This is a genomic window from Campylobacter sp. IFREMER_LSEM_CL2101, assembly GCF_025771825.1.
GTDB lineage: Bacteria > Campylobacterota > Campylobacteria > Campylobacterales > Campylobacteraceae > Campylobacter_D > Campylobacter_D lari_C.
On the sequence record NZ_JAKMQZ010000001.1, the window covers coordinates 145,304 to 162,107 of the forward strand.

A 16,804-nucleotide genomic window follows, 5' to 3' on the forward strand; every position below is an offset into this window, starting at 1 on the left:
AAAAATGAGTAAAAATTTAACTTGGCATACAAGTAGCATTACAAAAACTCAAAGAGCTAAACTTAAAAATCAAAAACCATGTGTTTTATGGTTTAGTGGGCTTAGTGGTAGTGGTAAATCTACTTTGGCTAATGCAGTTGAAAAAAAACTTTTTGAGCAAGGTTTTCATACTTATCTTTTAGATGGGGATAATGTACGTCATGGACTTAATAAAGATTTAGGTTTTGATGAGGTTTCAAGAGTAGAAAACATAAGACGCATAGGAGAAGTATGTAAGCTTTTTGTGGATGCTGGTATGATAGTACTTTGCGCTTTTATATCACCTTTTGAAAAAGATAGAAAACTTATAAAAGATCTTTTAGATGAGGATGAATATATAGAAATATTTGTTGATACACCTTTGGAAATTTGTGAAAAAAGAGATCCAAAAGGACTTTATAAAAAAGCAAGAAACGGAGAGATTAAAAATTTTACAGGTATAGATAGTCCTTATGAAAGACCTAAAAACCCACATATACACATAATAAAAGAAGATCTTAATGAGAATGTGGATATGATTTTGAGATTTTATCTTAAAAACAATTAATTAAACTAAGAAAATCATGATAGCATCTTGGTTATATTCTAAATTTTGTTTTTACATTTTTAAGAAAACAAATTTCATATTCGCATAAATAAAAAACAAGGTTATGGATAATTTAATGGAGTAAAAATGACAGTATATTTGCACATAGGGACTATGAAGACAGGAAGTACAAGTATTCAGACATTTTTTAATAAAAATTATTTATTATTAATTAAAAAGAATGTGTTGTTTCCTATAAAATGTACGTTTGCTGGCCACCATTATTTTTTAGTTTATCAATCAGGTGAATTTTGTCAAGAACAAGGAGCTAAAAAATTTTTTATGCATACTGGGAAATATAGATTGATCTCTAAAGATGAGATATATGAATATGTAAGAAAATGTAATTTAAATTATAAAGCAGAATTATTGAGTTCTAAATGTTCTAATGTTGTTTTTTCTGATGAATGTATTTCAAAAGATTTATTGGATAAAAAAGAAATTATTAATTTAAAAAAAATATTAAACGATGCAGGTTTTACAAAAATTATTATTTTGGTATATCTTAGAGAACAAACAGATTTTATTTCTTCTTGGTATTCTCAAGACATTAAACATGGGGCAGCGGAAAATTACTATTTTAATAATTTCAAGACCGAACATATAATTTTTAAAATGTCTAATTATAAATATCTTTTAGAAAATTATACTGAAGTCTTTGGAAAAGAAAATATTATTGTAAAAATTTTTGATAAGAATGAATTTTATAAAGGAGATTTGCTAAAAGATTTTATTTGTAATATAGGTTTGGAATGGGATGATGATTTTATTATACCTGAAAAGGAAAATGAGAGTTTAGATCTATTAGGTATGGAATTATTGAAGGCTTTGAACCGAATAATTCCAAGATTTTTAAATGATTATACTTTAGATCCAAGCAGGATAGAAATACAAAGTTTAATTCAGGACTTATTTAAAAATAATACTGATGAGGGTTTGAAATTTAGACCTTCTAAAGCTACCTTGAGATTATATGAAAAATTATTTGAAGAATCCAACGAATGGGTAAGAAAAGAATTCTTTCCCCGTAAAGAAAGATTATTTCCTAAGAAAGATTTAAGCAATTATAAAGAAAATTATGAACTTAAGGAAATGAAACCAGAGTATTGGGATAAAATAGCTGAATTTATAGCTGATATAGTTAAAACTAAAAATCAAAATATTGCAGATAAAACTAATATCATTCAAAATAAAGACAAAATTATTGTTGAGCAAACTACCCAAATAAAATCTTTGCAAACAATTATAAAAAATAATGAATTAAGATTGAAGAATACTACAGAAGAGAAAGATAGAATTATAAATTTTAGAACAGCTCAATTCTATCAGGTCAAATCTCAAATAGCATTTCAAACCAAATATGGCACAGCTAAAGCAAGAATTCAAAACCAACTTTCTTATAAACTAGGTCAAGCTATGGTAGTAAATTCTAAATCTATACCGGGTTATATAAGAATGCCTTTTGTATTATCTTATATAAAAGATAAACACAAACAAGAACAAAAAATCTATCAAGAAAAAATAAAAAAAGACTCATCGCTAATATTACCTCCATTAGAAAGCTATCCTGATTATAAAGAAGCCTTAAAAGAAAAAGAGTGTTTAACCTATAAACTAGGAGAAGCTCTTATACAAGCTAACAAAACTTGGTATAAGGGAGGATATATTGGACTACTGTTTAAGATAAAAAGACTAAAAAAGGATTTTAAGAAAGGTGCGAGATGAAAGTATTGATTTTGTCTGATTTTGATTCTCGTTTAAAATGGGGCTTGAGTTTTGCTTTTTTTTTAAAAAAGTATTATAAGATTACTATTTATTGTAAAGAAAAAAATTTAAGTCAATTTCAGAGTTATTGTTTAGATGAATATAATATTTTAAAATACGACAATTTGATTTATCTTTTGCAACAAAATAATATTTTTTTAGATTATGATTTAATTTTCTTATCTTTAGGTGGTGGGGAAAATATTAAATTTTTTTATTATCTTAATCAATTTTATGATAAATACCAAATAAGACCTTTGGTAATCTCAGGTATGAATGGTTTGACGGATTCTAATGATACTCATGCATTACTATGTAGAATTGGTGCAGATTTGATTTGTGTAAATTCTTTAGAAAATTTAAAGAATTTTAAGAAAAAAATGTCTTTATTGGGATTATCGAGTAATAATTTGTTTTATTCAGGTTATGGACGCTTATACAATCAAAATAAAATTCCTTATAATAACGAAATAAAAACTATTCTTTTTGTTGAGCAGCCTAGTATTCCAAAGCATATTAAACAAAAAAAATATTTGGTTGAGAAAATCATAGAATATGCTAATAGATATCCTTTGAGAAGAATTATAATAAAAAAAAGAGCAATTTTACATAAGCAGCATATGAACGCTCACTTAAAAGATGATACCATATTTGATTTTTTTATGAAAAATAATATAAAAATTCCAAATAATTTAATTTTTAACGATAGCTCTGTTGAGGAATTAATGTATCAAGTTGATCTTTGTGTATCTTTTTATTCTACAGTAATTATAGAAGCAATTGCTCTCGGAGTTAGATCGATTATTATTAAAGATTTTGGTATAGGTAGAAGTAATGAAAATCATCATTTTATTGGAAGTGGATTATTAATTTCTTTAAATGAGTGGATAGAAGATAAAATTCCAAATGTTAATCAAGAATGGAAAAAAAATAATTGCGAACTTATTGATGAAAATGTAGTTTTATCATTGATAAATTTGATTGATAAATTAAAATTTTCAAAAATTGGAAAAGCGAATGTTTTTTATAATAAAAAGGATTTTCCTTATTTCTATAATTTTTTATATAGAAAAAATAAAGTTCAAAGTTTTATCGGGAAATATATAAGTTTTTTAAAAAGTAAAATAACATGAAATTTTACACGATATCTAAAAAACTAAAGGAAAATGTTAAAGATTTTTATAAAATAGTTCCATATCATGTTTATAAAAACATTATGCAAGAAGATGTTTTTGTAGGTTGGGGTAGGAAAAAGTCAGGTTTAAAAGCCGCAGAACTAGCTAAAAAATATAATGCAAGATTTTTGCTTTTAGAAGATGGCTTTTTGCGCTCATTGAATTTGGGTGTAGAAAATAGTCCAAGTTTTTCTATTGTCAAAGATGATATAGGAATTTACTATGATGCAACTGTACCATCTAAACTTGAAAATATTTTAAATACTTATGAGTTTAGTTTTAAAGAGTTAGAGGAGGCAAAAATAGCCATAGAACTCATAAAAAAAGAAAAACTTAGCAAGTATAATAATAATCTTTGCGTGCCAAAAGAGCTTTTTAACACTAATGAAGAACGCGTATTGATCATCACTCAAGTAGCAAATGATGCTTCATTAAAATTTGGCTTAGCTAGGGATTTTTCAACTCAAGATATTATAAATGATGCTATCAAAGAAAACCCAAATGCTAAAGTATATATTAAAATTCATCCTGATGTATTAAGCGGTAAAAAGCAAAGTGATTTTAACGCACAAGATTTACCAAGTAAATGTGTAGTTATAAAAGAAAATTATAATCCTATAGAATTATTAAGTTATTTTAAAAAAGTTTATACGAAAACTTCTGGAATGGGCTTTGAAGCTTTGATGTTGGGATGCGAATGTGTGTGTTATGGCATGCCTTTTTATGCAGGTTGGGGTTTAACTCAAGATAAACAAGTATGCAAAAGAAGGCTTAAAAAAAGAACTTTAGAAGAGGTTTTTTATGCTACTTATATTTTATATAGTGAGTATTTTAATCCTTATTTAAATCAAAAAAGTGATATCTTTGATACTATTCATACTCTAGCAAAGTACAAAAAGATAGAACAAGCTAATTCAAATACTTTGTATTTTTTAGGTTTTTCTAAATGGAAAAGAGAATTTACAAGACCATTTTTTAAAGCTAAGAATAATAAAATCATTTTTTTAAACTCACTTGATGAGCTTTATAAAGCTAAGTTAAACTCTGAAGATAAAATTTTCATCTGGGGTAAAAAGCATGATAAAACTTTGCTAGCTAAAGATTTTAAAAATGCAATTTTCTTAGTAGAAGATGGCTTTTTGCGCTCAGTTTTTTTGGGTTCAGATCTTACACGCCCTTTTTCTTTAATAGTAGATAGTAAAGGTTTGTATGTTGATCCAAGTAAACCAAGTGATTTAGAAGATATTTTACAAAATCATGAATTTGATGAAAGTTTAAAACAAAGAGCTAAAAAACTCATCATCACCATCACGCAAAATAAATTTTCAAAGTATAATGGTTTAAAACATGAAAAATTAAATTTTAATACCAACAAAAAAATCATCTTAATCCCTGCTCAAGTAGAAGATGATGCTTCTATGATCTTAGGTGGTGCAGGTTATGATACCTTAAAACTTTTACAAAGTGTAAGAAAGGCCAATGAAAATGCCTTTATAGTTTTTAAACCTCACCCTGATGTTTTAAGCGGTAACCGTAAGGGTTTAAAAGATAAAAGCATTATTTTAAAATATTGTGATGAGATTATAGAAAATATCAGCATAGATAGTGCTATAAATGCGAGTGATGAAGTGCATACTATAACCTCTACAAGCGGTTTTGACGCTCTTTTGCGTGGTAAAAAAGTTGTGGTCTATGGTAAGCCTTTTTATGCAGGTTGGGGTTTGACAAGCGATTTACATGAAATTCCAAGACGCACAAGAATGCTTAGTTTAGAAGAGCTTGTCGCTGGCGTTTTGATCCTTTATCCAAGATACATCCATCCAAAAAGTAAAAATTTATGTGAAGTTGAGCTTGCTTTAGATATAATGCTAAAAATGCAAAAAGATTATTTTTCTAAATTTTATTTGCGTTGGTTTATGGATATAAGAATTTATATATTAAGAAAAATAAGAAGATTAATAGAATTTATTTTAATTAGATGAATTTAAGTAAAAAGTTAAAAAAATTTTCTGGTAAAAATGTTTTATTGCTCCAAGGACCTGTGGGAGGATTTTTTCGTAAAATTGCTACAAAAATTCCAAAAGCTAAGGTTTATAAAGTAAATTTTAATGGAGGGGATTTTTTCTTTTATCCTTTTAAAAGTATTAATTATACTAAAAGTTTAGCCGAGCTTGAAGACTTTTATAAAAAACTCTTTGAAGAAAAACAAATTCAAGCTATCTTGATGTATAATGATTGTAGAAAAGTGCATGAGATAGCCATTAATGTTGCTAAGCAAATGGGTATTGAAGTATGGATTTTTGAAGAAGGTTATATAAGACCAAACTTCATTACTTTTGAAAAAGATGGAGTGAATGCAAACTCCACTTTGCCAAGAGAAAAAGAATTTTATCTAAGTCAGAAAAAATTTGATAAAGATTTTAAATTTAAAACCTTCTCAAGCACTTTTAGAAATATGGCCTTTGCTTCGTTTTTATACTGGCTTTTTGCTTTTTTATTTTCTTGGTATTTTAATAATTCTTTGCACCATAGAAGTTTAAAATTATTTGATTTTTTACCTTGGCTTTGTTCAGTATATAGAAAAAACAAATACAAAATCACAGAAAAAAGTTTAAATGAAAAAATTCTTTCTCTAAAGCAAAAGTATTTTTTAGCTATTTTGCAAGTGCATAATGATACTCAACTATCTCATCATTATAAAAAAACTACAGAAAAATTTATAGAAGAAGTGATCATCTCTTTTGCTAATCATGCCAAAGCAAAGTCTTATCTAGTTTTTAAACATCATCCTATGGATCGTGGCTATAGAGATTATACTAAGCTTATAGAAGATTTGAGCTTAAAATATAATGTCGAGGGTAGAATTTTATATGTGCATGATTTACACTTACCTACACTTTTAATCAATACAAGAGGCACCATAGTGATAAATAGCACAGTAGGACTTTCTTCTTTATATCATAATAGCCCTTTAAAAGTTATGGGAAAAGCTTTTTATGATATAGAAGGTTTGACTTATCAAAAAAGCTTGCATACTTTTTGGAAAGAATGCAGGGCATATAAGCCTGATGCTGTTTTGCACGCTAAATTTAGAAATTATGTGATATATAAAACCCAAGTTAATGGGAATTTTTTCAAAAATATTAGTTTAAATTGATTTTTATAGCTTAGAGCTTTAATGAATAATTTCAGAGTAAAAACACCTCATTTTGCCTTTAAATAAGCATTTGACAAAGATAACAACTTTAGCTATATTTTTAAATTCATTTTGAGTTTATTTGGGATTTTAATGGATAAATTGTGTCAAAAAAGAGATGTTTTTTATATAGCTGGTTATGATCCTAGAGGATATAGGCATTATTATACTATGTTTAAAAAAAATTTAGCCGAGCAAAATAAACTTTTAAATTATGATTATACTTTATCAAAAGCTCAAGTTAATATTTATCCTTTTTGGCAAATTCAAACCCCGTATACAAGCACTACTTATACTTTTTTAGGTTGGAATGATATAGTTAAAAAAAACTGGTCAGAGGGTATAAAAGATGCTCTGAGTGATTGCTATAGTTTTTTTAGAATTTATACCATCACAGGGCTTTTTTTAAAATTTGGTAAAGAATCTCCACATCAACTTATCACAGGTTATTACCCATTTTTTTATGTACTTTTGAGTTTGATTTTTACTTTATTTTGTGCTTTTGGAAGTTTATTTTATTTGCAAAATTTTCATATTGTTTTGGGAATTTTGGTTTTTATTTTATCTTTAGTGTTTTTACCAAAAATGCTTTATAAATTAGGTAAGAAATTAGCTGTTTTTTGGATAGCTAGAATTTGTTCTTTTTGTGCAAACTGGGAGAAAAATTCCCAAGGCGAGCTTGAGTTGAGAATGGATGATTTTGCTAGGGTTATTTTTGAAAAACTAAAAGAAAATATAAATGATAAAAACTATGAGCTCATCTTAAGCGCACATAGTGTAGGAACAGTTCTTTGTATAAATGTTTTAGCAAAAGTGCTTAGAAAATGTGAAAAAGAAAATATTTCTTTTGAAAATTTAAAGGTTTTAACTTTAGGTGAGTGCATACCCTTGGTAAGCTATCAAAAAAAATCTTGTGAGTTTAGAAAAGACTTAGAGTATTTAGGAAGTAAAAATTTAATATGGTATGATTTTACTTCTATTATTGATGGGGCTTGTTTTACACAAGTTGATTTCATACGTACAAGCGGAGTAAAAGCACAATTTAGTCCAAAATACCTTTCGGCTAAATTTCACACCTTATATAAAAACAAAGATTATAAAAAAATCAAAAAAGACAAATATAAAGCACATTTTTTATATTTATTTGCCACACAAATTCAAGGAGTATATAATTTTTTTGAATTTATCATAGGTAAAAATAAACTAGAAGAAAAAATCAAATAGGAGAAAAACATGGGTCAGTGTCCTTTTCATCCAAAGCCTTATAAAAATAAAGCTTCTACATTAACTACTTTTTTACTAAAAAGAAGATCATGGCTTGATGGACTTTATGAACGAAGCTATAAGATGATGATGGGTAGAGTAAAAATGCCTGGATTTGATCTATATGTAGTAAATGATCCAAAAGAAGTTAGACGCATCATGGTAGATGAGGTTAGAGAATACCCAAAAAGCCAACTTTTGCATGAACTTTTAGAGCCACTTTTGGGTATAAGCATTTTTACAACTAATGATAGAGTATGGGAAAAGCAAAGAGAGCTTTTAAGGCCTTCTTTTGAAATGACAAGGATTTCTAAGGTTTTTAATTTAATGAGTGAAGCAGCTTCTGATATGATGGCAAGATTTGCAAAGTATGAAGACAAAGCGATTGTAGAAGTAGATGAAGCTATGACTTTTGTGACTGCAGATGTGATTTTTAGAACTATCATGTCATCAAAACTTGATGAGCAAAAAGGTAAACTTGTTTTGGATGCTTTTGTAACTGTGCAAGAAGAAACAGTTAAAACAGCTATGCGAAGAATGTTTCGTTTCCCAACTTGGCTTTCAAATCTTTTGGGCGAGAGAAAAAGACTTAAAGCAGGTGGAGTTATACGCAAGGTTTTATCAGATATTATAAAACCAAGATATGATAATGCCCTAAATGATCAAGGAAAATATGAAGATATTTTATCATCATTGCTTATGGTAGTCGATGCAGATACCAATGAGAGATTTTCTTTTAATGAAATTTTAGACCAAGTTGCCATGCTTTTCTTAGCAGGCCATGAAACTACTGCAAGCTCACTAACTTGGACACTATATATTTTAAGTATTTCTCCAGATGAGCAACAAAAAGCCTATGAAGAAATCATGCAAGTTGCAGGTGATGAGGAGTTTAAAATAGAACATATTAGAGCGATGAAATATCTTACAAATGTGTTTAAAGAAAGTTTAAGGCTTTATCCACCAGTTGGCTTTTTTGCTAGAGAAGCAAGAAATGAAAGCAAAATGAGAGATAAGCTTATTAAAAAAGGTTCAGGTGTAGTGGTAGCTCCATGGCTTATCCATAGACATGATAGTTTTTGGGAAAATCCACATGAGTTTGATCCAAGTCGCCATGAAGATAAAAGCAAGATTAAAAAAGACACTTACATGCCTTTTGGTATGGGGGAACGTGTGTGTATAGGGCAGGGCTTTGCTATGCAAGAGGCTGTTTTGATTTTAGCTAATATTTTAAGGACTTATAAGTTAGAATTAGAAGAAAATTTCGTGCCTGATATTGTAGGAAGACTGACTATAAGATCAGCAAATGGTATGAATATAAGATTTATAAAAAGGCAAAAATGAAAGAAAAATTAGCAGGAACTATACTACTTTGTGCTATCGTTCCTTTAGCGGTGATTAGTTATCTTTTTATTGTTATAGTGGGTACTTTTGGTAATCCTGCTAGGGTTAGACAAGGTGTGAGAGCACTTGATCATTTTGTCAATGCTACTTTGTTTAATGGTTATGCTTGGGAGTCTTTATCATCTCATGCTTGGAGAGAACGTGATAAAAGATGGGCTAAAATAGTTATTAAAATCACAGATTTTTTTGACAAAAATCACTGCCAAAAGGCAAATAAAAGAGAACAGCCTATAGTAGATTTAGTTTTAGAAAGAAAGCTTACCGAACAAACTGTCGGTAAGCAACTTTAATTTTCTCCAAATAAAGCTTTAAGATTTTTAAATGCTTCTTCTTGGTTATTAGTTTTATCTTCATTATTTACTTCATTAAGCTCTATCTCATATCCAAGAAGCATGCTAGCTAAGCGTATATTAATACCACTTTTTCCTATGGCTTTGCTTTTTTGCTCGCTATTTAGTGTTACAATAGCCTTTTTATCTTCAATACTAACTGAGTTTATAATGGCTGGAGCTAAGCTTCTAGTGATTAAAATTGCCATTTCATTAGAATACTCAATGCAGTCAATATTTTCATTTTTTAATTCTTTGCTTACAGCATTGATTCTAACTCCTTTTATACCCACAGTTGCTCCTACTGCATCAACACTTGGGCTATTAGCTTGTAAGATGATTTTTGCTCTTTCACCTGGAATTCTTGCACTTGCATAAATATTTATAAGACCATCTTTGATTTCAGGAACTTCAGCTTTTAATAAAGCTTCTAAAAATTTAGGGCTAGTTCTACTAAGCTCCATTCTCATACCTGATTTATCAATATATACATGTCTAATAACAGCCTTAATCACATCACCTACTTTAAATTTTTCACCTTTGATACGATTTTTTCTAGGTAAATATGCACGAAACTCATCAATTTCTACATAAGTATTTTCTTCACTATCTACTCTTACCACGCTACCAAAAACCATATGTCCTACCATTTTTTGGTATTTTTCATAGATTTTTTCTTCTAAGAGTTTTTGTATATTGTATTCTAATTCTTTATGTAAGATATTTACAGCAGTGCGGCCTAAATTTTCTAAAGAACATTCATAAGTTAGCTCATCGCCAATTTCTACATCTTTAGCTTCAGCCCTTGCTTTACTTAAAGCGATAAAATGCTCATTTTCATTTTCTAATCTTTCATCATTATCAGCTACTACGATGATTTTTTGATAAAGTTGTAAATTTTTACCTGAATCAACAAAAAATTCATACTTATCGCCATAAATTTTCTTAGCAGTATTAATAAGCGCTTTTTTAACTCTTTCTCTGACATCTTCTATTTGTAAATTTTTCTCATTAGCAATGGATTCAATTATATCTGTGATTTTTTCCATAATGACAATACAACCTTAATTTTGGATTTTAAAAGTTTGAAGAATAAAATTATATCTTTAATAAGTTTAATTAAAAGTAAAATTTGCTATAATTTCAGATTAAAAAAACTTGAGGATGATGATATGGATTTAAAAATAGCAAGAACCTCTGTTGATGAAAAGCCAAAAAGTATAAGTTTAGAAAGTATTGAAAAGGCTGTAGATAAAGAAGGTCAAAAATTTTTCTATTTTGATAAAGACAATGCACATAAGCAATTAATTGCTTTAGTAGAGCATTTTGAAAAAAAAGGAAAATGTGTTTATCATAGAACGATCAAATATGGTTTAGATGATACAGATTTTATGTATGAGGTACACATTCTTTGAGTAAAAAACTTTTTATACAAACTTTAGGTTGTGCTATGAATGTGCGTGATTCAGAGCATATGATAGCTGAACTTAAAGAAAAAGAAAATTATGAATTAACTCAAGATGCAAAAGAAGCAGATTTGATTTTAATCAATACTTGCTCAGTGCGTGAAAAGCCTGTGCATAAGCTTTTTTCAGAAGTTGGAAGCTTTGAAAAAATCAAAAAAAATGGAGCTAAAATAGGAGTTTGTGGTTGCACCGCTTCACATTTGGGAGATGAGATTTTTAAGCGTGCTCCTAATGTGGATTTTGTTTTGGGTGCTAGAAATGTTTCTAAAATCACAAAGGCTGTGAATACTCCAAAATTTTTAGGCAATGATATAGATTTTGATGAGAGTAATTATGCTTTTGCAGATTTTAGAAATAGCCTTTATAAGACCTATATTAATATCTCCATAGGTTGCGATAAGCATTGTACTTATTGTATAGTGCCTCACACAAGAGGAGATGAGATTTCTATACCTTTTGAGATTATTAAAAATGAAGCATTAAAAGCTGTTTCTAAAGGTGCTAAAGAGATTTTTTTACTAGGACAAAATGTTAATAATTACGGCAAAAGATTTTCTAATGCACATGAAAAGATTAATTTTTCAGATCTTTTGGAAAAGCTAAGTGAAATCGAAGGTTTAGAGCGTATTCGTTTTACAAGCCCACATCCATTGCATATGGATGATAGATTTTTAGAGGTTTTTTCTAAAAATCCTAAAGTTTGTAAGTCTATGCATATGCCTTTACAAAGTGGTTCGAGTGAAATTTTAAAAGCTATGAAACGCGGTTATACTAAAGAGTGGTATTTAGATAGAGCCTTGAAACTTCGTTCTATGTGTGAGGATGTGAGTATTTCTACTGATGTGATTGTAGCTTTTCCAGGTGAGAGTGATAAAGATTTTGAAGATACTATGGATGTACTTGAAAAAGTGCGTTTTGAGCAAATGTTTTCTTTTAAATACTCTAAAAGACCACTAACTAAAGCTGCAACTATGCCAAATCAAATTCCTGATGATATAGCTTCAAAACGCTTGAGTATTTTACAAGCTAGACATACAGAAATTTTAGATGAAATTGTTGCAAAACAAAAAGATAAAGAATTTGAAGTTTTATTTGAAGAATTAAGAAGTGAAGGCTTTGTAGCAGGTAGAAGTGATAATAACTTTTTGATTCAAGTTAGAGGTAGTGAAGAGTTATTAGGACAAATGAAAAAAGTAAAAATCACCAATCCTAGGCGTATGGTGTTAAATGGCGAAATCCTTTAAGATTAATCTTTTAGCTTTTGGAATTTTTTTATTACAATGGCTGATTTTTTTAACTTGTAGAAAGGTTTATTTAGGGCAAAAGCTTCCAAAAAGATCATGTGTGATACTTTTTTGGCATGGGCGTCTTGCTCTCATGCCTTTTGCTTATCGTAAAATGGGTATTAAAGGAAAAAAGGCTTATGTGATGATTTCACACCATAAAGATGGAGAAATCATTGCTAGAAATATTGCCTTTTTTGGTTTGGATACTTTAAGAGGTAGCACAAGCAAAGGTGCTTTGGCTTTATTAAAACAATCTTTTAAAATTTTAGATCAAGGCGATGATGTGATTATCACTCCAGATGGACCAAGAGGACCTTATCATAGTGTTTCAGATGGTTCTGTGATGATAGCTTTGAAAAAAAATGCTCCACTTTTTTTGCTAAATTACGAAGCAAGCTCTTTTTGGGAATTTAAAAGTTGGGATAAAATGATCTTACCTAAACCTTTTTCTAAGATTACCTATAGACTAAGTGAAGAAATCAAAATACAAAATTTAAATTTAGAAGAAGCTAAAGTATTGATAAAAGAAAAATTTGATATGATAAGTCAAATAGACAAAGGATAAACACTATGTTATCTTTTTTTAGAAAATATATTTTACAACTTTTAGTTTGTATTTGCTATGATGAAAAACAATACATTATAAGATGTCATACTTGGAAAAAATCCCAAGCTGTGGATACTTTTGAAAAAAGCTTTGAAGATAAAGAAAAAGCCATAGAATATGTAAAAAATTTAACTAAAGATTTTCAAATTTATTATATATGTACTTTTTTTACTCCTATTGCCCAAGGCGTTGTGCCAAGCTCAAATTTTAAAGATCTTTCCAATTTTGGTGTTGATGCAAGTAGTGTTAAGTGTATTTCTTTTAATAATGGTTTATTATATGCATCTAATCATTCTTTAAGCTCATATGAGCAAGATTATGAGGCTTTTGGCGGTTTAGATCTACTTTATTCGCCTTTTTCTTTACTTTATCATTGTATGGCAAATAGAGGTTTTGAAGAAAAAATAGGCCTTTATGTGTATAGATACCATGATTTTGTTGCGATGTTAATTTGTAAAAATGAAGCTATATTGTTTGGAAGTTATTTTAATATAGCTAGTCAAAATTATGATGAAGATGATTTTTTTGATGATATTAAAGAAGAATTTGATTTACAAATTGATGATGAAAATCAAGAAGAAGAAAATGAGCAAAATTATGACTTAAAAAGCTTAGAAGAAATGAGTCAAGAGCTTGACAAACTTGAGGAATTAGATGAAGAAAAAGAAGAGCTTCCTATTGAGTCTTTAGAAAATTTTAGCTCAGATATGAAAATGATAGAATACATCATTTCAAGTGTAAAAGAATTTTATCAAAATCCTTTGTATGATAATAGCTTTTTAGAAGAAATTGTGATTTTTGATGAGGAAAGTTTTAGTCCGACCTCGCTTGATTATTTAGAAAATGAACTTTTTATAAAACCTAAAGTAGAACTTGTAGATACTTTAAATTTGATGAATGAACTTATGGTGAAGGACTTAAAACTATGAGATATAGTCTAATCAAACCTAAGATAAAACCTGTTTTTAATCTTTTTACTAGAATTTGGATTTATTTTACTAGTATTAGTGTTGCTTTGATTTTTGTAGTATTTATTGTGGTTGTTTTTAAAAGCTATTATGCGTCTGTACAACTTGATAATAAAAAAGAAGAATTAGCTCAAATTATCGCACAAATTAATGCTAATAAGCTTAAATATCAAGAATTAGTAAGACAAAATGATAAAGCAGAGTTGATTTTGGGAGATTTAGAGCAAGAGCAAGAAAATGGTAAAAATAAAGTTTTATTAAAAAGTATTCAAAATCTTTTTACTCTAGTGCCTAAAAACATATCTTTAGATGAGGTTTTAATGGAAGATAGATCGCTTATTTTAAGAGGCATTACACCTACTAAAGAAATGTTTGCATTATTATTAGAGGCTCCATTAAGAAGTATTTTTTCCAATTCTCAAACAAGTTATTATCAATTAGAAAATGGGTGGTATCGCTTTGTAAGTGTAAATATCACTATACCAGAGGAAATGTATGAGCAAAAACGATAAGAGCTTAGAAGAAGCTGATGTATTAAAAATCTTGATTTATTCTTTTTCATTTGTGGCACTTTGTGCGATTTTGATTTTATTCTTAATCGTGCCTTTTTTGAAAGATTATAAAATCGAACATTCAAGATTAGCAACCCAGCAAATTCAAAACACTAAAGCAATAAATGAGCTGCAAGCTTTAGAAAAAGTTATTGATGAGTTTCAAAAGGTAAATGCGCAAAATTTAGCTCAAATCAATGCAGAATTTTCACAAAAAGAATTATTGGAATTTATGAAAAATTACTTTGATGATGTAAAAATTAATCTCATTCCCATTAAAAAAGAGCAAGAGTATTTAAAATACCAATTTGGAGCTAATGTAAAGATGAAAAATCCTCAAGCTTTTTACTCTTTTTTAAATGATTTGCAAAGATATAAAAATTTAATAGAAGTTAGCACTCCTGTGGAGTTTAAATCCGAAGAAAAACACATTAATCTTAAATTTAAGATCAAAGTGTTTTACGCACAAGCTATTCAAAGATGATTACTTCATTGTTTTGATAAGGAGTAGCTTTTTCTTCTTTATCATCTTGTTTTACATCTTGAACTTCTGAGCTTTCTTGTGTTTTTGGTCCTTCTTTGATTTCTTTTACACTAGTTTTTAAACTAGATGTGATTTCTTTATAAAAAGCAACAAAAACTTTATCAATTTCTAAAGCACTTGCTGCAAGACTTTCATTAAGCTGAGTAGGAACAGCACTGTATACCTCTCTAAAGCTTTCTATGCTTGCTTGACCTTTTATAGGATAATTTAAAATAATAGGATCATTTAGTTTTGCTGAGCTTGTTGTGCTTTGAAAAGTATCTTCTTGATGTAAATTATTTAAATGACTTTGAGCTTCTAAAATAATCATAAAAGAAGACTCTACACTATCGCCTCCAAGACTTGAATTTCTTGTAACCTTATCTTCATATAAATTAGCATTGATAACTATATTAAAAGCATAATCAGGATTTTCATTATCTATAGTATATCCTTTACTTTGAAGCAATGCTTTGCTATCTTCTAAAAGTTGTTTTTTGAGTAATTCTAAGCTTTTATTAATTCTTTGATTTAGAGTAGATTGTTCAAAATATGAGCTATAAAAAGTACTTTTTATAATTTCTACATCATTGATTTTGACTTTAGGGCTATTAGCATTTGTGTGGTTATGTTCTTCAAAAGTGCTTTTAAAATTTGGCATAGAAATATAATAAGTTTTTTGATTACCAGTGCAAGCACTTAAAAATAAAATTATGCTAAAAAATAATAATATTTTTTTCATTTTCTCTCCTTGTGATTTTTATAATTATAACAATTTTTTGCTATATTATATGTTTTATAATAAGGGCTTTTTATGGAATTTTGGCAAAATATTTATGCAAATTTTGATGTAGTGGCTTTTGAAATTTTTGGTTTAAAAGTGCATTGGTATGGCATTATGTATGTGCTGGCTTTGCTTGTTGCTTTAATGGTTGCAAAATACTATGCGATTAAAGACAATATGGGAATTTCTAAAGCTATGCTTGATAGCTATTTTATATGGGTAGAAATAGGGGTGATTTTAGGTGCAAGAATAGGCTATATTTTAATTTATGATGCACATACTTTATGGTATCTTACGCATCCTTGGCAAATTTTTAATCCCTTTTATAATGGAGAATTTGTAGGGATTAGGGGTATGAGTTATCATGGAGCTGTTGTTGGATTTTTAATAGCAACTTATGCTTTTTGTAAAAAAAATAAGCAAAATTTATGGAAATATCTAGATTTAGTTGCTATTAGTGTGCCATGTGGATATATTTTTGGTCGTATTGGAAATTTTTTAAATCAAGAATTATTTGGTAGAGCTACGGAAGTACCTTGGGGTATTTATGTAGAGGGGATATTGCGTCATCCTTCACAACTTTATGAAGCATTTTTAGAAGGCTTTGTGGTTTTTGTTATTTTACTACTAATAAAAAAATATAAAAAACACAATGGAGAACTGATTGCTTACTATACGATTTTATATGCCCTAGCGCGCTTTGTATGCGAGTTTTTTAGAGAGCCTGATTTTGGTATAGGCTTTGTTGCTTTTGGTATGAGTATGGGTCAGATATTGAGCTTATTAATGTTTTTATTAGGACTATTTCTATCTTTTTATTTAAGAAATATTAAAAAAAATTTATAAATTTTTATTTATTTTAA

At 28.4% G+C, this 16,804-nt stretch carries 17 protein-coding genes; 15 read left to right on the forward strand and 2 right to left on the reverse strand.

The genetic code is table 11. The features are described 5' to 3' along the window. Nucleotides 1-4: 4 nt before the first annotated feature. The 8 genes from cysC to L8V88_RS00810 all read left to right on the forward strand — a co-directional run bounded on the left by cysC (nt 5) and on the right by L8V88_RS00810 (nt 9,717). Nucleotides 5-586 carry an adenylyl-sulfate kinase gene (cysC, locus tag L8V88_RS00775; RefSeq protein ID WP_263726390.1) on the forward strand — a complete coding sequence of 194 codons (582 nt, stop codon included), beginning with the start codon at nt 5-7 and terminating at the stop codon, nt 584-586. A 126-nt stretch (nt 587-712) separates the two neighbouring features. Continuing rightward, entirely contained in the window at nt 713-2,350 is a 1,638-nt protein-coding gene (locus L8V88_RS00780; protein ID WP_263726391.1) for a hypothetical protein, read from the forward strand. Then, entirely contained in the window at nt 2,347-3,522 is a 1,176-nt protein-coding gene (locus tag L8V88_RS00785; RefSeq protein ID WP_263726392.1) for a DUF6716 putative glycosyltransferase, read from the forward strand. Before L8V88_RS00780 ends, L8V88_RS00785 begins: the two co-directional genes overlap by 4 nt. Then, nucleotides 3,519-5,546, forward strand: coding sequence for a capsular polysaccharide biosynthesis protein (locus L8V88_RS00790; RefSeq protein WP_263726393.1), 2,028 nt, complete (start codon nt 3,519-3,521; stop codon nt 5,544-5,546). Before L8V88_RS00785 ends, L8V88_RS00790 begins: the two co-directional genes overlap by 4 nt. Further along, nucleotides 5,543-6,721, forward strand: a complete 1,179-nt coding sequence (locus tag L8V88_RS00795; protein WP_263726394.1) for a capsule biosynthesis protein — start codon at nt 5,543-5,545, stop codon at nt 6,719-6,721. The genes L8V88_RS00790 and L8V88_RS00795 overlap by 4 nt, the downstream gene beginning before the upstream one ends. A 132-nt stretch (nt 6,722-6,853) precedes the next feature. Further along, nucleotides 6,854-7,984 (forward strand): DUF829 domain-containing protein, encoded by a 1,131-nt coding sequence (locus tag L8V88_RS00800; protein ID WP_263726395.1) that lies wholly within the window; start codon nt 6,854-6,856, stop codon nt 7,982-7,984. 9 nt (nt 7,985-7,993) lie between these two features. Further along, complete coding sequence (locus L8V88_RS00805; protein ID WP_263726396.1) at nt 7,994-9,367, forward strand: cytochrome P450; 1,374 nt, start codon at nt 7,994-7,996, stop codon at nt 9,365-9,367. Further along, nucleotides 9,364-9,717 (forward strand): membrane protein, encoded by a 354-nt coding sequence (locus L8V88_RS00810; protein ID WP_039627957.1) that lies wholly within the window; start codon nt 9,364-9,366, stop codon nt 9,715-9,717. The genes L8V88_RS00805 and L8V88_RS00810 overlap by 4 nt, the downstream gene beginning before the upstream one ends. On the opposite strand, the gene nusA is transcribed toward L8V88_RS00810, so the two are convergent. After that, entirely contained in the window at nt 9,714-10,805 is a 1,092-nt protein-coding gene (nusA, locus tag L8V88_RS00815) for a transcription termination factor NusA (RefSeq protein ID WP_039617565.1), read from the reverse strand. The genes L8V88_RS00810 and nusA overlap by 4 nt on opposite strands. Nucleotides 10,806-10,928: 123 nt before the next feature. On the opposite strand from nusA, the gene L8V88_RS00820 reads away from it, so the two are divergent. From L8V88_RS00820 to L8V88_RS00845, 6 genes are read left to right on the forward strand one after another with little or no spacing between them, the layout of a single operon-like run. Then, nucleotides 10,929-11,171 carry an HP0268 family nuclease gene (locus tag L8V88_RS00820; protein WP_039617566.1) on the forward strand — a complete coding sequence of 81 codons (243 nt, stop codon included), beginning with the start codon at nt 10,929-10,931 and terminating at the stop codon, nt 11,169-11,171. Continuing rightward, nucleotides 11,168-12,466 carry a tRNA (N6-isopentenyl adenosine(37)-C2)-methylthiotransferase MiaB gene (miaB, locus tag L8V88_RS00825; RefSeq protein ID WP_263726397.1) on the forward strand — a complete coding sequence of 433 codons (1,299 nt, stop codon included), beginning with the start codon at nt 11,168-11,170 and terminating at the stop codon, nt 12,464-12,466. The genes L8V88_RS00820 and miaB overlap by 4 nt, the downstream gene beginning before the upstream one ends. After that, entirely contained in the window at nt 12,450-13,073 is a 624-nt protein-coding gene (locus L8V88_RS00830; RefSeq protein WP_039617569.1) for a lysophospholipid acyltransferase family protein, read from the forward strand. Before miaB ends, L8V88_RS00830 begins: the two co-directional genes overlap by 17 nt. Nucleotides 13,074-13,078: 5 nt before the next feature. Beyond that, nucleotides 13,079-14,044, forward strand: a complete 966-nt coding sequence (locus L8V88_RS00835; RefSeq protein ID WP_263674751.1) for a hypothetical protein — start codon at nt 13,079-13,081, stop codon at nt 14,042-14,044. After that, a complete protein-coding gene (locus L8V88_RS00840; protein ID WP_039627963.1) occupies nt 14,041-14,595 on the forward strand; it encodes a hypothetical protein in 555 nt (184 codons plus the stop codon). The genes L8V88_RS00835 and L8V88_RS00840 overlap by 4 nt, the downstream gene beginning before the upstream one ends. Then, a complete protein-coding gene (locus L8V88_RS00845; RefSeq protein ID WP_257938602.1) occupies nt 14,579-15,118 on the forward strand; it encodes a hypothetical protein in 540 nt (179 codons plus the stop codon). Before L8V88_RS00840 ends, L8V88_RS00845 begins: the two co-directional genes overlap by 17 nt. Here L8V88_RS00845 and L8V88_RS00850 read toward each other — a convergent pair. Next, nucleotides 15,105-15,899 carry a membrane lipoprotein lipid attachment site-containing protein gene (locus tag L8V88_RS00850; protein ID WP_263726398.1) on the reverse strand — a complete coding sequence of 265 codons (795 nt, stop codon included), beginning with the start codon at nt 15,897-15,899 and terminating at the stop codon, nt 15,105-15,107. The two genes, L8V88_RS00845 and L8V88_RS00850, sit on opposite strands and share 14 nt — an antisense overlap. A gap of 72 nt (nt 15,900-15,971) precedes the next feature. On the opposite strand from L8V88_RS00850, the gene lgt reads away from it, so the two are divergent. Continuing rightward, nucleotides 15,972-16,787 (forward strand): prolipoprotein diacylglyceryl transferase, encoded by an 816-nt coding sequence (gene lgt / locus L8V88_RS00855; protein WP_263726399.1) that lies wholly within the window; start codon nt 15,972-15,974, stop codon nt 16,785-16,787. The last annotated feature ends 17 nt before the right edge of the window (nt 16,788-16,804 follow it).

Coding starts and splice junctions, on each gene's coding strand:
- L8V88_RS00785 (WP_263726392.1), top strand. CDS start 2,347: ATGAAAGTATTGATTTTGTCTGATTTTGATTCTCGTTTAAAATGGGGC.
- L8V88_RS00800 (WP_263726395.1), top strand. CDS start 6,854: ATGGATAAATTGTGTCAAAAAAGAGATGTTTTTTATATAGCTGGTTAT.
- L8V88_RS00795 (WP_263726394.1), top strand. CDS start 5,543: ATGAATTTAAGTAAAAAGTTAAAAAAATTTTCTGGTAAAAATGTTTTA.
- L8V88_RS00780 (WP_263726391.1), top strand. CDS start 713: ATGACAGTATATTTGCACATAGGGACTATGAAGACAGGAAGTACAAGT.
- L8V88_RS00805 (WP_263726396.1), top strand. CDS start 7,994: ATGGGTCAGTGTCCTTTTCATCCAAAGCCTTATAAAAATAAAGCTTCT.
- L8V88_RS00840 (WP_039627963.1), top strand. CDS start 14,041: ATGAGATATAGTCTAATCAAACCTAAGATAAAACCTGTTTTTAATCTT.
- L8V88_RS00820 (WP_039617566.1), top strand. CDS start 10,929: ATGGATTTAAAAATAGCAAGAACCTCTGTTGATGAAAAGCCAAAAAGT.
- L8V88_RS00830 (WP_039617569.1), top strand. CDS start 12,450: ATGGCGAAATCCTTTAAGATTAATCTTTTAGCTTTTGGAATTTTTTTA.
- L8V88_RS00835 (WP_263674751.1), top strand. CDS start 13,079: ATGTTATCTTTTTTTAGAAAATATATTTTACAACTTTTAGTTTGTATT.
- L8V88_RS00790 (WP_263726393.1), top strand. CDS start 3,519: ATGAAATTTTACACGATATCTAAAAAACTAAAGGAAAATGTTAAAGAT.
- L8V88_RS00850 (WP_263726398.1), bottom strand. CDS start 15,899: ATGAAAAAAATATTATTATTTTTTAGCATAATTTTATTTTTAAGTGCT.
- nusA (WP_039617565.1), bottom strand. CDS start 10,805: ATGGAAAAAATCACAGATATAATTGAATCCATTGCTAATGAGAAAAAT.
- cysC (WP_263726390.1), top strand. CDS start 5: ATGAGTAAAAATTTAACTTGGCATACAAGTAGCATTACAAAAACTCAA.
- L8V88_RS00810 (WP_039627957.1), top strand. CDS start 9,364: ATGAAAGAAAAATTAGCAGGAACTATACTACTTTGTGCTATCGTTCCT.
- L8V88_RS00845 (WP_257938602.1), top strand. CDS start 14,579: ATGAGCAAAAACGATAAGAGCTTAGAAGAAGCTGATGTATTAAAAATC.
- lgt (WP_263726399.1), top strand. CDS start 15,972: ATGGAATTTTGGCAAAATATTTATGCAAATTTTGATGTAGTGGCTTTT.